Annotated in this window: 16 protein-coding genes, 1 rRNA gene and 1 riboswitch (1 of these 18 running past the window's edge); of the genes, 9 read left to right on the forward strand and 8 right to left on the reverse strand. The window is 63.5% G+C overall.

The features are described 5' to 3' along the window. Positions 1–178: 178 nt before the first annotated feature. The 3 genes from JQ604_RS22095 to JQ604_RS22105 all read left to right on the forward strand — a co-directional run bounded on the left by JQ604_RS22095 (position 179) and on the right by JQ604_RS22105 (position 1,175). Positions 179–421: a hypothetical protein gene (locus tag JQ604_RS22095; protein ID WP_212361601.1), complete on the forward strand. Its 243-nt coding sequence runs from the start codon at positions 179–181 to the stop codon at positions 419–421. A gap of 220 nt (positions 422–641) precedes the next feature. Next, positions 642–803: a hypothetical protein gene (locus JQ604_RS22100; RefSeq protein WP_212361604.1), complete on the forward strand. Its 162-nt coding sequence runs from the start codon at positions 642–644 to the stop codon at positions 801–803. A 108-nt stretch (positions 804–911) separates the two neighbouring features. Further along, positions 912–1,175 carry a hypothetical protein gene (locus tag JQ604_RS22105; RefSeq protein ID WP_212361607.1) on the forward strand — a complete coding sequence of 88 codons (264 nt, stop codon included), beginning with the start codon at positions 912–914 and terminating at the stop codon, positions 1,173–1,175. 789 nt (positions 1,176–1,964) lie between these two features. Here JQ604_RS22105 and JQ604_RS22110 read toward each other — a convergent pair. The 3 genes from JQ604_RS22110 to JQ604_RS22120 form a co-directional block, all read right to left on the reverse strand. Next, positions 1,965–2,903 carry a prephenate/arogenate dehydrogenase family protein gene (locus JQ604_RS22110; protein ID WP_212361610.1) on the reverse strand — a complete coding sequence of 313 codons (939 nt, stop codon included), beginning with the start codon at positions 2,901–2,903 and terminating at the stop codon, positions 1,965–1,967. A gap of 9 nt (positions 2,904–2,912) precedes the next feature. After that, positions 2,913–4,010 carry a histidinol-phosphate transaminase gene (gene hisC, locus JQ604_RS22115; protein WP_212361613.1) on the reverse strand — a complete coding sequence of 366 codons (1,098 nt, stop codon included), beginning with the start codon at positions 4,008–4,010 and terminating at the stop codon, positions 2,913–2,915. A gap of 87 nt (positions 4,011–4,097) precedes the next feature. Then, on the reverse strand, positions 4,098–4,946 hold the full coding sequence (locus JQ604_RS22120) for a chorismate mutase (RefSeq protein ID WP_212361618.1): 849 nt from the start codon (positions 4,944–4,946) through the stop codon (positions 4,098–4,100). Between the two features lie 182 nt (positions 4,947–5,128). Continuing rightward, positions 5,129–5,208: riboswitch (SAM riboswitch) on the forward strand. Between the two features lie 87 nt (positions 5,209–5,295). Between JQ604_RS22120 and metX the strand changes: the two genes are divergently transcribed. Both metX and metW read left to right on the forward strand, forming a co-directional pair. Then, positions 5,296–6,516 (forward strand): homoserine O-acetyltransferase MetX, encoded by a 1,221-nt coding sequence (gene metX / locus JQ604_RS22125; RefSeq protein ID WP_212361621.1) that lies wholly within the window; start codon positions 5,296–5,298, stop codon positions 6,514–6,516. Beyond that, positions 6,513–7,175, forward strand: a complete 663-nt coding sequence (metW, locus tag JQ604_RS22130; protein WP_212361625.1) for a methionine biosynthesis protein MetW — start codon at positions 6,513–6,515, stop codon at positions 7,173–7,175. The genes metX and metW overlap by 4 nt, the downstream gene beginning before the upstream one ends. On the opposite strand, the gene JQ604_RS22135 is transcribed toward metW, so the two are convergent. Beyond that, positions 7,176–8,048, reverse strand: a complete 873-nt coding sequence (locus JQ604_RS22135; protein ID WP_212361628.1) for an alpha/beta fold hydrolase — start codon at positions 8,046–8,048, stop codon at positions 7,176–7,178. Between the two features lie 228 nt (positions 8,049–8,276). On the opposite strand from JQ604_RS22135, the gene JQ604_RS22140 reads away from it, so the two are divergent. After that, positions 8,277–8,954: a TIGR02594 family protein gene (locus JQ604_RS22140; RefSeq protein WP_212361631.1), complete on the forward strand. Its 678-nt coding sequence runs from the start codon at positions 8,277–8,279 to the stop codon at positions 8,952–8,954. A gap of 2 nt (positions 8,955–8,956) precedes the next feature. On the opposite strand, the gene JQ604_RS22145 is transcribed toward JQ604_RS22140, so the two are convergent. After that, a complete protein-coding gene (locus JQ604_RS22145; RefSeq protein ID WP_212361636.1) occupies positions 8,957–9,745 on the reverse strand; it encodes an MOSC domain-containing protein in 789 nt (262 codons plus the stop codon). Between the two features lie 38 nt (positions 9,746–9,783). Continuing rightward, entirely contained in the window at positions 9,784–10,299 is a 516-nt protein-coding gene (locus tag JQ604_RS22150; RefSeq protein ID WP_212361640.1) for a GNAT family N-acetyltransferase, read from the reverse strand. A 56-nt stretch (positions 10,300–10,355) separates the two neighbouring features. On the opposite strand from JQ604_RS22150, the gene JQ604_RS22155 reads away from it, so the two are divergent. Both JQ604_RS22155 and clpB read left to right on the forward strand, forming a co-directional pair. Then, complete coding sequence (locus JQ604_RS22155; RefSeq protein ID WP_212361644.1) at positions 10,356–10,922, forward strand: helix-turn-helix domain-containing protein; 567 nt, start codon at positions 10,356–10,358, stop codon at positions 10,920–10,922. 201 nt (positions 10,923–11,123) lie between these two features. Further along, complete coding sequence (gene clpB / locus JQ604_RS22160; RefSeq protein ID WP_212361648.1) at positions 11,124–13,763, forward strand: ATP-dependent chaperone ClpB; 2,640 nt, start codon at positions 11,124–11,126, stop codon at positions 13,761–13,763. Positions 13,764–13,816: 53 nt separating this feature from the next. On the opposite strand, the gene JQ604_RS22165 is transcribed toward clpB, so the two are convergent. After that, positions 13,817–14,077, reverse strand: a complete 261-nt coding sequence (locus tag JQ604_RS22165) for a hypothetical protein (RefSeq protein WP_212361651.1) — start codon at positions 14,075–14,077, stop codon at positions 13,817–13,819. 107 nt (positions 14,078–14,184) lie between these two features. Beyond that, positions 14,185–16,260, reverse strand: coding sequence for a M23 family metallopeptidase (locus tag JQ604_RS22170; protein WP_212361655.1), 2,076 nt, complete (start codon positions 16,258–16,260; stop codon positions 14,185–14,187). 1,003 nt (positions 16,261–17,263) lie between these two features. On the opposite strand from JQ604_RS22170, the gene JQ604_RS22175 reads away from it, so the two are divergent. After that, positions 17,264–18,721: ribosomal RNA gene (locus tag JQ604_RS22175) — 16S ribosomal RNA — on the forward strand; it runs 31 nt beyond the window's last position.

Below are 18,721 nucleotides of genomic sequence, written 5' to 3' on the forward strand. Positions count from 1 at the left end.
CTATCTTAGCACCGGATTCTGCGACGCGCACCATCATCAGGTGCGGTCATTTGCGCTCAAGACACTGTGACCCGAGTTCGAACCTGAACGTTCCTTCAAGAAAGTTTCCGCCAGGTTCCTGCAACATCCCCTGTCGGCATCCGTTGGCCCCTGCACGAACGATGCAAAGGAGGAACAGATGAGAAAGCTCACTTACGCCCTTGCGGCTGCAGCGACGCTGGCGATCGGTGCTCCGACCATCGCAAATGCTGGCGGCATCGGCGTCTATGTCGGCGGCGACCGAGGCTATTACGGCGACCGCTATGACGGCCCGCGGATGCGCATCTACGAACACGACCGCGGCTGGCATCGGGGCTGGTATCACCGTGACCGCGACTACGACCGCGGCGTTGTGATCCGTCGCCATCACTGGGACGATTAACAGCCCCTGTGAATGAACCAGAAGGGCCCTGCCTCGGCGGGGCCTTTCTTTTTGTTGGATGGGTTGCCGGATGGGCGCTCGAGCCCTCGGCATTGCGCTGGCGCAATGCGTGGCCAACCGAATGTGACCAACATCACGATGGAACTCACAGGCGGCGCAATTGTTTTCTTGTCACCGTGTGTGCATCCTACCGTGCATATGAACCACAAGGGCGGCACCAATGGAGCCAGACAAATACCCCCCGGTCTGCATGGCTTGCCGCGAGCAGCGCCGATTGCTCGTCAAGGAGCCGATCGCTCCCGGCTACGAGCTGCACACGCTCTGGTGCCAGACCTGCAAGACATCGGTTCGGCTGGTGCAGCCGGCGGCACGCACGCAATAGGGTTCAGCGCGTCGCGCGCCCCCATTGATCTAGATCATCGCCAATCGGCGAGACCGACGCCGTCATCAAGGGAGTTCGCCAACACCGCATCCAGGTGGAGCATTCCCGATGTGGGTCCTGATGTACGTCTTCTCCTATTCGGTCAGCCCGGCCGCCACCAACGACAAGGCGGAATGGCGGCTGCTCCCCACCGTGGTGTTTCAGGAATTCTCCAACGAAGAGCGCTGCAAGGCTGCGAAGGCAAAACTCGAGGGCAGCCTGAAGGACGCAGGCGCCAGGCTGAAAAGCGGGCTCGAGGAGCTGAAAGCGATCGGCAAGGGCGACCCGGCGCAGATCATCATCGCCTACAACGTCGAGTGCCTGCGGAAGTAGGCAGAGCGGGACGGGCGCTCCCGCTGACATTAGACAGCTGATTTGCCCGACGGCGCAAGGCCCATCGGCAAAAATTTTCCGCTTTATAAGAACTTCCGATTATGCTAACAATTGCTCATCCTACCCACTGAGGGGCGTTGCGCAATGTCACGAACGCGGGCTGGGATGCGGTGGACGCCGGGCGTGTGAGTGACATGCGCGCGCAAGGCGTACGGCGAAGTCGTGTGGGCCTGCCGCCCCGATGCTGGTGGCAAGTCCGCGAGAGGTCCAAAGCCGATCGCGGATGATGGTGGCACAAAAGCAGAGTCTCACCAGGGCGAGCACGTATAAGCCGTAAAGCCATCGCGCAGGGAAGGCCGGCGTGCCTCCGCTGCATTTGTATGCCCGTGTGCGCTACTTTCTATCCATTGCACATGGGACCGCGGGTGCAGCGTGCACCCGGCCTTCCCTGCGCCCTTTTTCAGGAGAGAGGGCGGAACGAGCGGTAAAACTCGGACACATCATGTCGCGAGAACGAGAACACACGTCCAGTTGCCGTAGGGTGGGCAAAGCGTCAGCGTGCCCACCATCACGAGCACGCCGAAGATGGTGGGCACGTCGCTGCGCTCCTTTGCCCACCCTACGACTTCAGAGTTTGTGGATGGCGCGTGCAACACATTCGTCGTCCTGGCGAACGCCAGGACCCATTACCCCGAATGTCGCTCGTTGCGCGACGCTGTGGCCACGATCCCATTCACAACCACACGCGGTGGTTATGGGCCCTGGCTTTCGCCAGGGCGACGGTGGGGATTACTCCGCCTTCGCCAGATTGCCGTGCTGCCGGCCGAAGTCCGGCGCGGCCGAATCCTGGCCGATCTCGACGATGCCGCGGCGGATGGCGCGGGTGCGGGTGAAATGGTCGAACAGGGCCTCGCCATCGCCGCGGCGGATCGCGCGGGTGAGCTTCGACAGATCCTCGGTGAAGGTGCCGAGCATTTCCAGCACGGCCTCCTTGTTGGCGAGGAACACGTCGCGCCACATCGTCGGGTCCGACGCCGCGATGCGGGTGAAGTCGCGGAAACCGCCGGCGGAGAACTTGATGACTTCGGACTCCGTCACCTGCGCCAGCTCGTCGGCGGTGCCGACGATGGTGTAGGCGATCAGATGCGGCAGATGGCTGGTGATCGCGAGCACGAGATCATGATGGTCCGGCGTCATGATCTCGACCCTGGCGCCGAGACCGGCCCAGAACGCGCGCAGCCGTTCGGTCGCGGCCGCGTCGGTGCCTTCAGGGGGCGTGAGAATGCACCAGCGGTTGATGAACAGCTCGGCGAAACCGGAGTCCGGACCGGAATGCTCGGTGCCGGCGACGGGATGCGCGGGCACGAAATGCACGGCTTTCGGCAGATGCGGGGCCATGTCGCGCACCACCGCGCCCTTCACCGAGCCGACGTCGGAGATGATGGCGCCGGGCTTCAGATGGGCGGCGATCTCGGCCGCGACCGGGCCGCAGGCGCCGACCGGAATGCAGAGGATGACGAGATCGGCGTCCTTCACCGCCTCGACATTGGTCGCGACCACGCGGTCGACGATGCCGAGCTCGGTGACGCGGGCGCGCGTCTTCTCCGAGCGTGCGGTGGTGACGATCTCGCCGACGAGCCCCTGCGCGCGGGCGCCGCGCGCGATCGAGCCGCCGATCAGGCCGAAGCCGATCAGGGCCACACGGTTGAAGATGGGAGCGGTGGTCACGTCGATCTCTTACTTTCCAGCGAGGAAATCACGCAGGCCCTCGACGACGAGGCGGTTGGCCTCCTCGGTGCCGATGGTCATGCGCAGCGAATGCGGCAGCTGATAATTCTTCAGCGCGCGCAGCACGAGGCCGCGCCGCGTCAGATAGGCATCCGCTTCCTCTGCCGTCTTGCCCTTGTCGGTCGGGAAGTGGATCAGCACGAAGTTCGCCACGCTCGGCGTCACCTTGAGCCCGAGCTTGCCGATCTCGTCCGTCAGCCAGTTGCGCCACTGCTCGGTGTGGGTCCTCGACATCTGCACATGCGCGGTGTCCTCGATCGCCGCTACCGCCGCCAGCATCGCCGGCGTCGTGACGTTGAACGGGCCGCGGATGCGGTTGCAGGCATCGATGATATGCGCCGGGCCGAACATCCAGCCGACCCGCAGCGCGGCGAGGCCGTGGATCTTGGAGAAGGTGTGCGTCACCACCGTATTCTCGGTGGTCGCGACCAGCTCAATGCCGAGCTCATAGTCGTTGCGCGAGACGTAATCGGCATAGGCGGCGTCGAGCACCAGCAGCACATGCGAGGGCAGGCCGGCGCGCAGCCGCTTGACCTCGTCGAACGGGATGTAGGTCCCGGTCGGATTGTTCGGGTTCGCGAGCCACACCAGCTTGGTCTTCGGCGTCACCGCCTTGATGATCGCGTCGACGTCGGCGGTGAAATTGGCTTCGGCCACGACGACGTTCCTGGCGCCGTTCGCCATGGTCGCGATCGGGTAGACCAGGAAACCGTGCGCGGTCGAGATCGCCTCGTCGCCCTGGGCAAGATAGGTGTGCGCCAGCAAATTGAGGATCTCGTCGGAACCGGCGCCGCAAATGATGCGGTCAGCATCGAGCCCGTAAGCGCGGCCAATGGCCTCGCGCAGCACCCGCGAGGTGCCTTCCGGATAATCCTCGAGATGCCCGGCCGCCTGCTTGTAGGCCGCGATCGCCTTCGGCGACGGGCCGAACGGCGTCTCATTGGCGGACAGCTTGAACACCTTGCGGCCCGGCTCCGGCACCGGGCTCTTGCCGGGCGTGTAGGGCGCAATATCGAGAATGCCGGGGTTCGGCACAGGGCGGGACATCTTGAGCTCCTAGAGCGTTTTCAAGCGAAGTGGATACCGGTTCGCGTGAAGAAAACGCGTCAGAAAAAGAATCTTGGCGAGCAGGCCTTAAGCTTTGGCCGACCCGTTCGGGGGCACCGTATAGCGCGTTGCGTGGCCGCCGACGAGGGCCGAGGAGCGGACCGAGGCCCCGGCCTTGATCAGGGCCATCTTGATCTTCTCAAAGCCGGTGCCGGCGTCCGACACCAGAAGTGCGGCGCCATCGAAGGCGGTGTCGGGGACCGCGACGATGTCGGCGAGCGGCGCCAGCGCGCGGGCCGTGTCGGCATTCCAGCCGGAGACGCGCACGCTCCAGGTCTGCACCTCCGTCACCATGGCATCGTCGGCGACCCGCGAGATCACGAACACCGGCAGCGCGGCCGGATGATCGGCGCGCTCCAGGAACGGCAGCCGCGCGATGATCTTCGGTGCGCCCTCGGGCTCGAGCTCGCTCCACCACGGCGTGCGGCTCGAGATCGCCGAGACCAGCGCCAGATCGCCTTTGGCTTTGGCCAATGCCTCGACCGCAGCCTGCGCGCTGAAATGCGACACATAGGGCGTGGTGAAGCCGAAATGGAAGCGCGCCGAATCCCGCATCGCGGATTCGCCGACCGAGACGTCGGCGTGCACCGAGAACGGCGCCTGCACATAGGTGAACGTCGAGATGATGACGCGCCAGATGCTCTCGATGGTGTCGAGCGGAAGGATGCCGCGGTGACGCTCGACGAGCTGGCGCATCATGCTGGCCTCGCGCGCCGGGCGGAACGCGGAGCCGACTTCCTGGGTCTGCTTGACCTGGATCAGGCGGTCGATGATGTCGCCGCGCGCCATCAGCAGGCGGTGAACCTGCTCGTCGATACTGTCGATCTCTTTGCGCAATTCCTGCAGCGAGGGCGGCGCGGGGGGCAGCTTGGACATCTCGAGAACTCGTGTGGCCGGGCCCAAATGCCGCGGCAGACAGGTCTCTTGATTAGGAAAGACGGCCGGTGAAAGCAAAGAGAAACCTCGCGGCCCAGCCCTGCATGCCGGGGTTAACCATGCAGGCCTTGACGGCTCCCTTGCCGGCTGCCTTGACGAAGGGCGGCCTGGAGACTAATTTTAGGCCACTCCGTGGTCATTTGAGCCGGCCGGCTTGCAGCCACGTTAAACAACTCGCTAAACAGGCCGGGGACAGATCAGCTCCCGGCCGAACCTATCGTTCAGGCCGGGTTTTTTATGGCCTGATTTCTGTTCGTGGCCTCCGCGTGGCGGAGGCGAGGTCGTATCAATGAGCAATTTGCGTTCGGTCGAAAGTCCATCGATCCACAGCGAGGATCGCGCCCATGAGGCCGATCATCCCACCTCGCTGGTGGCGACGTTTGGCGTGGACCAGCCCTTGAAGCTCGATTGCGGCGTCGACCTCGCGCCGTTCCAGATTGCCTATCAGACCTATGGCGAGCTCAACGCCGACCGCTCCAACGCGATCCTGATCTGCCACGCGCTGACGCTCGATCAGCATGTCGCCAATGTGCACCCGATGACCGGCAAGCCCGGCTGGTGGGAGAACATGGTCGGCCGCGGCCTGCCGCTCGATTTCGACCGCTACTTCATCATCTGCGCCAATGTGATCGGCGGCTGCATGGGCTCGACAGGGCCGGCCTCGACCAACCCGGCCACCGGCAAGCCGTGGGGACTGGATTTTCCCGTCGTCACGATTCCCGACATGGTGCGCGCGCAGGCGATGCTGATCGATCGCCTCGGCATCGAGACGCTGTTCTGCGTGGTCGGTGGCTCGATGGGCGGGATGCAGGTGCTGCAATGGACCGCGGCCTATCCGGAGCGCGTGTTCTCCGCGCTGCCGATCGCCTGCGCGACGCGCCATTCGGCGCAGAACATCGCATTCCACGAGTTGGGCCGCCAGGCGGTGATGGCTGATCCGAACTGGCACCAGGGCCGCTACGCCGACAACACCACGCTGCCGCATCGCGGGCTCGCGGTGGCGCGGATGGCGGCGCACATCACCTATCTGTCGGACGCTGCCTTGCATCGCAAGTTCGGGCGAAAGATGCAGGATCGCGAGCTGCCGACCTTTTCGTTCGACGCGGATTTCCAGGTCGAGAGCTATCTGCGCTACCAGGGCTCGTCCTTTGTCGAGCGCTTCGACGCCAACTCCTATCTCTATCTGACGCGCGCCATGGACTATTTCGACATCGCCGGCGACCATGGCGGCGTGCTGGCGAAAGCCTTCACCGGAATCAAGACGCGGTTCTGCGTGGTGTCGTTCACCAGCGACTGGCTGTTCCCGACCTCGGAATCGCGCGCGCTGGTGCATGCGCTGAACGCGTCGAGCGCGCGGGTCTCATTCGCGGAGATCGAGACCGACAAGGGGCACGACGCATTCCTGCTCGACGTGCCCGAATTCTTCGACATCATCCGCGCCTTCCTGCAATCGGCCGGCAAGGCGCGCGGTTTGGGCAGCGGCGAATCCGGAAATGGCGGTCAGGCATGAGCATGCAGCAAACCCTGCCGCTGCCGGGCATTGCGCCCGAGCGCACCGGCAATTATCGCACCGATCATCTGCTGGTCGCCGACATGGTGCAGCCGGGCTCGCGTGTGCTCGACGTCGGCTGCGGCGATGGTGACCTGCTGGAGCTGCTGGAGAGCCGCGGCATCGATGGCCGCGGCATCGAGCTGTCGCGCGAGGGCGTCAACCGCTGCGTCGCCCGAGGCCTTGCGGTGGTGCAGGGCGACGCCGACACGGACCTGGTCAACTACCCCGATGACGCCTTCGACTATGTGATCCTGTCGCAGACGCTGCAGGCCACACGGCAGCCGAGGGTGGTGCTGGAGAATCTGCTGCGCATCGGCCACCGGGCCATCGTCTCGTTCCCGAACTTCGGCTTCTGGAAGATGCGGCTGCAGCTCCTGATCGGCGGTCACATGCCGCGCACGGAGAACCTGCCGGCGACCTGGTACGACACCGCGAACATCCATTTCTGCACCATCAAGGATTTCGTGCAGCTGTGCGACGAGATCAACGTCAAGATGGAGCGCGCGGTGGCGCTCGATCTGTACGGCCGCCCGGTGCCGCTGAATTTGCCGTGGTGGGTGTGGAACATGTTCGGCGAGCAGGGGGTGTTCCTGCTCAGCCGCGGCGGGGTGAAGTGATCAGACGTGCGTTGTGACGAGCGAGCGCGGATCACGCACCGGCCAGCGGCCGGCCTCGACGAGGGCGATGAAGCGCTCGACCATCTCGTTGAACAGCGCAGGCTCCTCGAGATTGAGCACGTGGCCCGACTTCGGGAAGAAGGCGAGACCGGCGGCCGGCAGGTGCTTCTTCAGGAACAGGCTCGGCTCGACGCAATTGTCGTCCTCGTCCCCGCACAGGATCAGCGCCGGCGTCGGCACTTTCTTGATGGCATCGGTCATGGTGTAGATCGAAGGCCGCCCGCCCTGAAAGCTGCGCATCGTGTTCGCCGAGCCCTTCGCACTATGGCGCGCCAGTGCCGCGTAGAAATCGGCGTGGCCGCGCGGATCCTTCAGCAGGAAGGGAATCCGGCTCGGTGCCTCGCGCGTGACCTTCGCCACCTCCACCGAGCCGATCGCCTCATACTGCGCGGCATTGGCGCGGCACTGCGCGCGGAAGGCGTCGAGATTCTCAAGGCTCGAACCCGAGCCGACTGCAGCCAGCGTCATCGACAGCGCACGCGCCGGCGCGTTGAGACCGATCTGCAGCGAGGAGTAGGAGCCCATCGAGAGCCCGACGAAATGCGCTCTGCGTATCTCGAGATGATCGAGCACCGCGAGCGCATCGGTGTAGAAATGCCTGTAGGTGTAGACCTCGGCATTGTCAGGCACGTCCGACGGCGTGTAGCCGCGCGCGGAATAGGCGATGCAGCGATGGCCGCGCGAGAAGTAGCGCAGCTGCGGCTCCCAATTGGTGTGGTCGGCCGCGAATTCGTGCAGGAAAATGATCGGAGTTCCGCTGCCCGCCTCCTCAAAGTGCAGACGGACATGATCTTGCGTGACGGCGTAGGGCATTGGAATAACCTCTCGTTGGCCGCCCCGAATGTTGCAGTTAATTTTCGCGGCTGCAATGCGGCGATATCCGATCGCCTTCGTCATCGAATCTGCGCGGAATGACCCAGAAATCGTTTCCGCACTGCCGCATGAAATCTTCCTCTCGCCACATCCCGACTTGCAAAACCGCCGCCGTGTTCCCCGCCGCTGGGGAACATGAGGGGAGTTGGGGGTGCTAGAGGATCAATGATGGTTCAGTTGGTTGCGTTCTGCCGGTCGCTTCGTCTCATCGCGCTGGCTCTGTGTTCGGTTACTCTCGTCGTCTCCGCGGCTTCTCCGGCATCCGCACGACCCCATGGGCGCCACGCGCGCGCCACCCACGCCGGCCATCACGCCCGGCAATATGTCCATCATCACTATCGCAATGCGGCGCGGCTCTCGCGCTGGGAGCGCGGCGTCGCGCAGATGCAGACGCAAGGTCTCGGCAATGCCAATGCGACCGTGGTTTCGACTGCGAGCGTGGTGCCCAACACCGGTGGCGTGACCTTCACCGACACCGCCGCCTCGATCGGTGGCTTTGGATCGAGCCTCGTCTCCGAGGCGCGGCGCTATCTCGGCGGCAATCCGACCGGCCGCGGCAGCCTGTGGTGCGCGCGCTTCATGAACCTGGTGCTGCAGCACACCGGCCACAAAGGCACCGGCTCCGACATGGCGAGCTCGTTCGCGAGCTACGGCCAGCGCATCTCCGGCCCGCAGGTCGGCGCCATCGCGGTGATGTCGCGCGGCCGCGGCGGCGGACATGTCGGCATCATCACCGGCATCGATGCCAAGGGCAATCCGATCATGATCTCCGGCAACAACGGCAACCGCGTCCGCGAGGCGCCGATCTCGCGCGGCCGCATCTACGCCTATGTGATGCCGAACTGAGGCTACAGCAGCGTCGGCTGCTCGGCGGTAATCGCATCGCCGAGCGCCACGCTGCCGTCGTCGATGATCTCGGCATAGACGCCGCACTCATTGTGGCCGAGCCGCTGCATCAGCGCGTGCGGGATCGAGAGGTCGCGCGCGCCGGTGTCGGGATCGACATTGACGGCGGCGCAACGGGTGATGCGCTTGACGATCGTCGCCCGCGCGCTGCCGATCGAAATCGTCTGGTCGAGCAGATCGAATTCGTGCCAGGCCGGCCAGCCCTCAACGTAGAGGTTGGCGCGGAAGCGCAGCGGATGCACCGGCGCCTGCACGATATTCTCGATCGCGCGGAGGCTCGCGAGGTTGATGATCGAGACCACCTTGCGCGCGACGTCGGAAAAGCTGTGGCCGGGACTCGTCAGCACCTTCGGCGGTCCCTTGATCTCGCTCGCGTGGCGGCTGGCGAAATATTGCTCGATCGCGGCGCGGCCCTCGGCCGTTTCGAGATCGCCCTGGGCGAGGATGGCGCCGTCACGACGCAAGGTCAGCACACAGCTCGAATCGTCGAAATGCGCGCGCAGCGGCGCCAGCCATTGGTCCCGCTGCAGCATCAGGAAGTGCGGCTTCGCCAGCCATTTTGGCTCGGCGGGGTCGAAACTGCTCGGACCATTCTCGATGGCGTAGCGGCGATCGGACAGGATGGTTTGGCCGGCCTTCAGTTCCGCGCGTTGCAGCGGTTCCGGGGTAAGGCCTTTGACGGGGTAGCGGTAGATACCGCTGATCTTGGCGGGCGCGTGCGTTGTTTGCATGCGCTCGCTTATCCCGTTTCGCGCGCCGTGAAAACCGGTCAGTCGGCACGCGCCGCGCCTGGTGCGTCCAGCATCCGCTGCATGAAGACGAGGTCGAGCCAGCGCCCGAACTTGCGCCCGATCTCGGGCATGCGGGCCACTTCGACAAAACCCATCTGGGCGTGCAGGCGGAGCGAGGCCTCGTTGCTGCCGTCGATCCCGGCGATCAGCACATGCTTGCCGAGCGCAGTCGCAGCCGTCACCAATTCCTCGACGATGAGGCGGCCGAGCCCGCGGCCGCGATAGTCCTTGCCGATGTAGACGCTGTGCTCGACGCTGTAGCGATAGCCCGGCCAGGCCCGGAAATCGCCGAATGTGCCATAGCCGAGCACGGTGGTGTCATCCACCGCGACAAGCACGGGATAGCCCAGCGCCTGCCGTGCCTGCATCCAGGCCAACCGATCGGCCTCGCTGTCCTGCTTCTCGGTCCATACCGCGTTCGAGTTGGCAACCACCTCGTTGTAGATCGCGGTGATCGCGGGGATGTCCTGCGCCGTGGCGGGGCGGATGGTCATGGGAACGCTCCTGACTGGATCTTGAAGTCCACCAATCGTCCATTATATAAGACGATATGTCAATTATAGAGGACAAGGCCGGAGCGGGTCTGGCACAGCGGATCCGGTCAGAGCGCGAGGCGCGCGGCTGGTCGCTGGCTGATCTGGCGGGCCGGGCCGACGTCTCCAAGGCGATGCTGAGCAAGGTCGAGCGCGCCGAGGCGAGCCCGACGGCGGCGACGCTGTCGCGGATCGCGACGGCCTATGGGCTGACGCTGGCCGCGCTGTTCGAGACCGCGCCACCGCATCATTCGCGGCTGTTGCGGGCTAAGGATCAGCCGGTCTGGCGCGATCCGAAGACGTCGTATCTGCGGCGTCAGGTGTTCCTGCACGCCGCCAATCCGCTGGAACTGGTGGAGGTCGAACTGCCTGCGCGGCAGGAGGTCGGCTTTCCCGGCAGCGCCTATCAGCTGATCCGTCAGGTGGTCTGGGTGCTCGGCGGCCGCCTGACCCTGGTGGAAGGCAGTGTTCACCACGAACTCAATGCAGGCGATCGTGTCGAGCTTGGGCCGCCCGCGGATATCGTCTTTCGCAACGAAAGCGAGAAGCCGTGCCGCTATGCCGTTGCCATCGTGCGGCGCTGAGTTTCGTTAAGCTCGTCAGGCAAAATTGCCGCTGTGGCTCTTCCGTTTTCAGACCCAAGTGCCCACATTTGCGCCAAGCCTGAAAATTGATGGCGAAGACCAACGGCCGGTTGAGGAACGTCAATGCGGCCTGCGGATACCCAATGAAGATGCCTCCACTATGCCTACGGGGTGGTGAGGGCAGGCCGAGGGATAAACCGAATGAACATTGAAAAATACACCGAGCGTGCGCGCGGATTCATCCAGTCTGCCCAGTCGCTCGCGATACGCGATGGCCACCAGAAGTTCTCGCCGTTGCATGTGCTGAAAGTCTTGCTGGATGACAGCGAGGGACTCGCGGGCGGTCTGATCGATCGCGCCGGCGGCAACTCGCGCGCGATCCTCAAGGCAACCGAAGATGAGCTCAACAAGCTGCCGAAAGTCTCGGGCAGCGGTGCCGGGCAGATCTATCTCGCGCCGGAGTTGGTGCGCGCCTTCGACGCTGCCGAGAAGGCTGCGGAAAAAGCCGGCGACAGCTTCGTCACCGTCGAGCGGCTCTTGCTCGGGCTCACGCTCGAGAAGAACAGCGAGGCCGGCACCATCCTCAGCAAGGGCGGCGTCACACCGCAGAATCTCAATGCGGCGATCGAGTCACTGCGCAAGGGCCGCACCGCCGACAGCGCGACGGCCGAGAACGCCTATGACGCGCTGAAGAAATATGCCCGCGACCTGACCCAGGCGGCGCGCGACGGCAAGCTCGATCCGGTGATCGGCCGCGACGAGGAAATCCGCCGCACCATTCAGGTGCTGTCGCGCCGGACCAAGAACAATCCGGTGCTGATCGGCGAGCCCGGCGTCGGCAAGACCGCCATCGTCGAGGGCCTCGCGCTGCGTATCCTCAATGAGGACGTGCCGGAAAGCCTGAAAGACAAGAAGCTGCTCTCGCTCGACCTCGGCGCGCTGATTGCCGGCGCGAAATACCGCGGCGAGTTCGAGGAGCGGCTGAAGGCCGTGCTGCAGGAGGTCTCCTCTGCGGAAGGCGGTATAATCCTGTTCATCGATGAGATGCACACGCTGATCGGCGCTGGCAAGGCCGATGGCGCGATGGATGCGTCCAACCTGCTCAAGCCGGCGCTTGCCCGCGGCGAGCTGCACTGCATCGGCGCGACCACGCTCGACGAGTACCAGAAGCATGTCGAGAAGGATGCGGCGCTGGCGCGGCGCTTCCAGCCGATCTATGTCAGCGAGCCCTCGGTCGAGGACACCATCTCGATCCTGCGCGGCCTGAAGGACAAGTACGAGCAGCATCACGGCGTCCGCATCACCGACTCCGCGCTGGTGGCGGCGACAACGCTGTCGAACCGCTACATCACCGACCGCTTCCTGCCCGACAAGGCCATCGATCTGATGGACGAGGCAGCGGCGCGGCTGAAGATGCAGGTCGATTCCAAGCCGGAAGAGCTCGATTCGATGGATCGGGAGATCATCCGCCTGAAGATCGAGCAGGAGGCGCTGAAGAAGGAAAGCGATGCCGGCTCCAAGAGCCGCCTGCAGACGCTGGAGAAGGAACTCGCCGAGCTCGAGGAGAAGTCGGCTGCGCTGACGGCGCGCTGGAGCGCGGAGAAGAACAAGCTCTCCAACGCCCAGAAGCTGAAGAGCGAACTCGATGCACTCCGCATCGAGCTTGCCAACGCGCAGCGTCGCGGCGAATTCCAGAAGGCGGGCGAGCTGGCCTATGGCCGGATTCCGGCGCTGGAGAAGCGGCTTGCCGACATCGAGGCCAAGGAGAATGGCGGCGAGATGATGGAGGAGGCGGTCACCGCCAACCACATCGCGCAGGTCGTCTCGCGCTGGACCGGCGTGCCCGTCGACAAGATGCTCGAGGGCGAGAAAGACAAGCTGCTGAAGATGGAGGACGCGCTCGGCAAGCGCGTCGTCGGTCAGGCCGAAGCCGTGCGCGCGGTGGCAACCGCAGTGCGTCGCTCGCGTGCGGGCTTGCAGGATCCGAACCGGCCGACCGGCTCGTTCATGTTTTTAGGTCCCACCGGCGTCGGCAAGACCGAGCTGACCAAAGCCTTGGCGGAGTATCTGTTCAACGACGAGACCGCGATGGTCCGCCTCGACATGTCCGAATACATGGAGAAGCACTCGGTTTCGCGGCTGATCGGCGCGCCTCCGGGCTATGTCGGCTATGACGAGGGCGGTGCGCTCACCGAAGCGGTGCGGCGCCGGCCCTACCAGGTCGTGCTGTTCGACGAGATCGAGAAGGCGCATCCCGACGTCTTCAACGTGCTGCTGCAGGTGCTCGACGACGGCCGTCTGACCGACGGCCAGGGTCGCACCGTCGACTTCCGCAATACGCTGATCATTATGACCTCGAACCTCGGTTCGGAATTCCTGGTGAACCAGCCGGAGGGCGAGGAGACCGCGGCGGTGCGCGATCAGGTGATGGGCATGGTGCGTGCGCATTTCAGGCCCGAATTCCTGAATCGTGTGGACGAGATCATCCTGTTCCACAGGTTGCAGCGGAGCGAGATGGGCCGGATCGTCGAGATCCAGTTCGCGCGGCTGACGAAGCTGCTGGAGGATCGCAAGATCGTGCTGACGCTCGATGCGCCGGCGCGCGAATGGCTCGCCGCCAAGGGCTGGGATCCCGCCTATGGCGCCCGTCCGTTGAAGCGCGTGATCCAGCGCTATGTGCAAGATCCGCTCGCCGAGATGATTTTGGCGGGCGAGGTCAAGGAAGGCGACGACGTCGTGATCTCCAGCGAAGGCAACGTGCTGACCTTCAACGGCAAGGCGCCGCAGACCGCGGAAATCGCGCAGTTCGAGGCGCCGATCCCGAAGCGCAAGCTGAACTGATTCGTCTCAGCTGAAAGCCCTCTCCGCCTCTCGCGGAGAGGGCTTTTTTGCGCTCATTCCTGCGGCGGCGCAGCCGGGGCTGCAGGCTCGTCGTCATCGACGGGCTCAAGGTCGCTCAGAATATCCACCAGCTCGCGCGCGCGGCCCGTCGCAAGCGGCCTGCCGGCATTGATCAATGGCTCGTCATTGGAGAGCCAGGCTTGCGCCTCGGCGAGCTCGGTGACGCTTGCGCCGGATGCGATGATTTTGGAGATGGTGACGTCGTCGGCTTGGCCGACGGCCTTCAGCACGTCGTCGCGGGTGAGGCGTGCCATGTTCGCCTCCTCTGTGGTTGCCGACCGAATCAAGTCGCGTCAGCGCGGCTGGTTCCATGGCGGATTCCCGCGGGCGAGCGCTCAATTTCTCGAAAAGAACGGGGGAATCAGCGGTTGGTGATCGATCGCGTCTGCGGCGCGCCGGTGGTTCCGGTGGCGTCGGAGACGACGCGCGGGCCGCCGCGGCTGGTCATCTGGGTATCGATCTGGTCGCGGGCTTTTTCGAAGCTCGCCAGCATCGGGCCTTCGAGCGAGCGGCCGCGCGGAAGTTTCACGCGCAAGGGGTCAACGAAGCGGCCGTTGACCAGGATTTCGTAGTGAACGTGGGGGCCGGTCGACGCGCCGGTCGAACCGACGAAGCCGATCACCTGGCCTTGCCGCACCCGCTTGCCGATTTCCATGCCCTTGGCGAACGCCGACATGTGGCCGTAGGCGGTCTCATAGCCGTTGTTGTGCTTCAGGCGGACATATTTGCCGTAGCCGCCCTCCCAGCCGACCTTCTCGACCACGCCGGTGCCGGAGGCGAAGATCGGCGTGCCGTAGGCGGTGGCCCAGTCCACGCCAGTGTGCATCCTTGTATAGCCGAGGATCGGATGGCGGCGGCCGCCGAAGCCGGAGCGCATGATCGCGTTGGCGACGGGCTTGCGGACCAGGAATTTCTTCGCGCTCTTGCCGGTCTCGTCATAGTAGTCGACCACCGAATCGTCGGGGGTCTGGAAACGGTAGTATTTCTTGGTCTCGCCGCCGACGGTCAGCGCGGCATAGAGCACTTCGGTCTTTTCGGTGATCGTCGCGCCTTCGTCCTCGCCGGCATAGAACACGTCGAAGGAGTCGCCGGGCTGCACCTTGCGCTGGAAGTCGACATCGTAGGAATAGATCTTGATCATGTCCTCGATGACGCTGCTCGGCACCTTGTTGCGCAGCGCGGTCTCGTAAATGCTCTGGTAGAGACGGACGCCGGTACCGTCATCCTCATCGTCGTCGTCCTTGGAATTATCCGCGGTGTCGGCGACGGTGTTCATGCTCGAGACGTCGACGGCGACGTATTTGCCCATATCGGACAGCGCTGCCACGGCCTCGATGCTGGATTCATTGGCGACGATGACGCGATAGGGCTGCAGGCGGGCGCCGGGCGCGGCGGCCGCCATCAGGATCCGCACCTTCTGGCCTTCCTTCAGGCCGCCGTCGCGGCCGCGCGGGCCGAGGGTCGCGGCGATCGCCTTGGCTTCCTCGGGAGTTGCACCCTGGTCGCGCAGGATGGAGGCGATGCTGTCGCCCTTCTTGACGACATGGACGCGCTCGCCGGTCGGGTTGCCGCCGGTGACCTGCTCCTTGGTCTTGGGCAGCAGCGTGACGTTTTCCGGCACCACGCGGGTCTCGAAACCGGCATAGGGATCGTTGACGTTGCCTCCCTCGGCGGCGTAGCCGAGCTTGATATCGGCAGTGCCGGCTGCGCCGGTGGCGTCCGCGGTCGCATTCGCGAGAGACGCATAGCGGACCGCGCCGCCGCCGCGCCAATTGGCGGCATCGCGCACCCGCATCAACACGTCGTCGAGCGCGACGACGGCGGCGAGCTTCGCCTTCGGCAGTACGGTCGCCAGATCCTTGGTGACGAAGGAGACTTCGGCGTCGGGCTCGGCGGCGTCGGAATTGTTCGGATCGGCCGCGACCTGGGTCTCGGAGCCGACATCGGTCAACATGCGCTGCGCATTGAAGGGCGGAATCTTCGCCGACAGATCGCTCGTCGCCATCGCGAGATTGCCGGAAATCCGGATGAAGGGCCGCACCCGCATCACGTCGCGGTTGCCGACGCGCGTCACCGTCGAGACGCGCACCACATTGCGCGAGGCCGAGGATTCGCTCGGCGGCGGCAGGCGGTCGCTCTTGTGCAAGGTGACGGCGCGCTCATTGGCGCCGAATGCGCCGCGCAGCGCGCCTTCGACGCGCTCCGGCACTTTCGCAAATGTCATCTCGCCGTCGAGCGACGCAAAAACGGCGCCGCCGATCAAGGCCGCGCCGCACAGACCAGTCAGAATGGTGCCGCTGAACCATTGTACGGAGACGCGACGGCGGTCGATCACCGCAGCCTCGGTGCCATCGACAGAAAGCGGCGGCTCGTGACCGAGATCGATCATCCCGGTCTCGCGCCCATAGCCGCTTCCGCGTGACACACGCTGGCTCAACCCTGCATCCCCCCAAATTCCATCAACATGCGATCGACCTTCGCTCGTCCCCGAATCCCATCTTTACCCCTTGGCAAGGGTCAGCGGGAGTGTGGCGAGCCACACGCATGGAAGTTCGAAAACACGAAGGCCATCAGCCAGCCGATATTTCGAACATCAATGGTGTGAAGATCTCTCGATATTGCTCGGCCGCGTAGGGGAAAGGCGACGGGTTCGTCAGAAATCGCCTTTTCCCGGTACTGACCATCCAAGCCCCCACCGGTATTGGATGGTTCAATGCATTCCTTATAGCCAGAACGTCGCAGGATTGTGGCTCAAGTGCGGCGCCTAATATGGAAAAGTTTCCCTAAACGGGCACGCGCAATAGATCGGCCTGGAGGGGGCGCTGCCGGCCCCTCCCGAGCCCCCCTCGGCCGCAAACTTTTTTTGAAGTTTTTTACGGCGCGCCCGGTGGAGCGGTTTTTCGCACTGCACCTAAGTCATGGAAAACACGGAAGTTTTCCTGCGGTGCACAAGCGATTTTGGCGTGCGACGATTTGTTGACAATGGGCGTTGACAACGCCGAGGGGAGGGGCCTATAAGCACGACCACTGAGCGCGGCGCCGCCGGGTCACTGACCAAGGCGAGCGGACGCGCCACTGATGCTCCTCACCTCGTTGAGTGCACAACAGCCGACACAAATCGGTTGGAGTCATTCATCGTCGGTAAGGGTGTCGGAACCCTTCCTCCCTGGAAGGTTGGGACCTCCACGGTCCCGGGCTGTTTGACAAGTGAAGATGAAGAAAGAGAAACGTGGACGGCGGAGTCCTTGCGTCTCTCGGAAATCCTGAAGGCTTCGGCATTTGGGTTCTGGGAGTGGACGAAAGACTTCGGCGGTACACGTTTTAAAGGTTACACCATCGTTGCCAGCGATGTGAATCGCGGGCAGCTCGCAGACTTCGGTTTGCGAAGAATGGTGGGACCTCGTCAAACGTTGTGATCAGCCGGTTCAAGGTTTCAAGTCCAACTTGAGAGTTTGATCCTGGCTCAGAGCGAACGCTGGCGGCAGGCTTAACACATGCAAGTCGAGCGGGCGTAGCAATACGTCAGCGGCAGACGGGTGAGTAACGCGTGGGAACGTACCTTTTGGTTCGGAACAACACAGGGAAACTTGTGCTAATACCGGATAAGCCCTTACGGGGAAAGATTTATCGCCGAAAGATCGGCCCGCGTCTGATTAGCTAGTTGGTGAGGTAATGGCTCACCAAGGCGACGATCAGTAGCTGGTCTGAGAGGATGATCAGCCACATTGGGACTGAGACACGGCCCAAACTCCTACGGGAGGCAGCAGTGGGGAATATTGGACAATGGGGGCAACCCTGATCCAGCCATGCCGCGTGAGTGATGAAGGCCCTAGGGTTGTAAAGCTCTTTTGTGCGGGAAGATAATGACGGTACCGCAAGAATAAGCCCCGGCTAACTTCGTGCCAGCAGCCGCGGTAATACGAAGGGGGCTAGCGTTGCTCGGAATCACTGGGCGTAAAGGGTGCGTAGGCGGGTCTTTAAGTCAGGGGTGAAATCCTGGAGCTCAACTCCAGAACTGCCTTTGATACTGAAGATCTTGAGTTCGGGAGAGGTGAGTGGAACTGCGAGTGTAGAGGTGAAATTCGTAGATATTCGCAAGAACACCAGTGGCGAAGGCGGCTCACTGGCCCGATACTGACGCTGAGGCACGAAAGCGTGGGGAGCAAACAGGATTAGATACCCTGGTAGTCCACGCCGTAAACGATGAATGCCAGCCGTTAGTGGGTTTACTCACTAGTGGCGCAGCTAACGCTTTAAGCATTCCGCCTGGGGAGTACGGTCGCAAGATTAAAACTCAAAGGAATTGACGGGGGCCCGCACAAGCGGTGGAGCATGTGGTTTAATTCGACGCAACGCGCAGAACCTTACCAGCCCTTGACATCCCGGTCGCGGACTCCAGAGACGGAGTTCTTCAGTTCGGCTGGACCGGAGACAGGTGCTGCATGGCTGTCGTCAGCTCGTGTCGTGAGATGTTGGGTTAAGTCCCGCAACGAGCGCAACCCCCGTCCTTAGTTGCTACCATTTAGTTGAGCACTCTAAGGAGACTGCCGGTGATAAGCCGCGAGGAAGGTGGGGATGACGTCAAGTCCTCATGGCCCTTACGGGCTGGGCTACACACGTGCTACAATGGCGGTGACAATGGGAAGCGAAGGGGCAACCCCTAGCAAATCTCAAAAAGCCGTCTCAGTTCGGATTGGGCTCTGCAACTCGAGCCCATGAAGTTGGAATCGCTAGTAATCGTGGATCAGCACGCCACGGTGAATACGTTCCCGGGCCTTGTACACACCGCCCGTCACACCATGGGAGTTGGTTTTACCTGAAGACGGTGCGCTAACCGAAAGGGGGCAGCCGGCCACGGTAGGGTCAGCGACTGGGGTGAAGTCGTAACAAGGTAGCCG

The organism is Bradyrhizobium jicamae (assembly GCF_018130695.1).
Lineage (GTDB): Bacteria > Pseudomonadota > Alphaproteobacteria > Rhizobiales > Xanthobacteraceae > Bradyrhizobium > Bradyrhizobium jicamae_B.

What these genes read in the sequence shown, in the direction of transcription:
- JQ604_RS22135 (WP_212361628.1), bottom strand. Translation starts at nt 8,048, where the DNA reads ATGCCCTACGCCGTCACGCAAGATCATGTCCGTCTGCACTTTGAGGAG.
- hisC (WP_212361613.1), bottom strand. Translation starts at nt 4,010, where the DNA reads ATGTCCCGCCCTGTGCCGAACCCCGGCATTCTCGATATTGCGCCCTAC.
- JQ604_RS22150 (WP_212361640.1), bottom strand. Translation starts at nt 10,299, where the DNA reads ATGACCATCCGCCCCGCCACGGCGCAGGACATCCCCGCGATCACCGCG.
- JQ604_RS22155 (WP_212361644.1), top strand. Translation starts at nt 10,356, where the DNA reads ATGTCAATTATAGAGGACAAGGCCGGAGCGGGTCTGGCACAGCGGATC.
- JQ604_RS22105 (WP_212361607.1), top strand. Translation starts at nt 912, where the DNA reads ATGTGGGTCCTGATGTACGTCTTCTCCTATTCGGTCAGCCCGGCCGCC.
- metW (WP_212361625.1), top strand. Translation starts at nt 6,513, where the DNA reads ATGAGCATGCAGCAAACCCTGCCGCTGCCGGGCATTGCGCCCGAGCGC.
- JQ604_RS22120 (WP_212361618.1), bottom strand. Translation starts at nt 4,946, where the DNA reads ATGTCCAAGCTGCCCCCCGCGCCGCCCTCGCTGCAGGAATTGCGCAAA.
- JQ604_RS22095 (WP_212361601.1), top strand. Translation starts at nt 179, where the DNA reads ATGAGAAAGCTCACTTACGCCCTTGCGGCTGCAGCGACGCTGGCGATC.
- clpB (WP_212361648.1), top strand. Translation starts at nt 11,124, where the DNA reads ATGAACATTGAAAAATACACCGAGCGTGCGCGCGGATTCATCCAGTCT.
- JQ604_RS22145 (WP_212361636.1), bottom strand. Translation starts at nt 9,745, where the DNA reads ATGCAAACAACGCACGCGCCCGCCAAGATCAGCGGTATCTACCGCTAC.
- JQ604_RS22100 (WP_212361604.1), top strand. Translation starts at nt 642, where the DNA reads ATGGAGCCAGACAAATACCCCCCGGTCTGCATGGCTTGCCGCGAGCAG.
- metX (WP_212361621.1), top strand. Translation starts at nt 5,296, where the DNA reads ATGAGCAATTTGCGTTCGGTCGAAAGTCCATCGATCCACAGCGAGGAT.
- JQ604_RS22140 (WP_212361631.1), top strand. Translation starts at nt 8,277, where the DNA reads ATGGTTCAGTTGGTTGCGTTCTGCCGGTCGCTTCGTCTCATCGCGCTG.
- JQ604_RS22165 (WP_212361651.1), bottom strand. Translation starts at nt 14,077, where the DNA reads ATGGCACGCCTCACCCGCGACGACGTGCTGAAGGCCGTCGGCCAAGCC.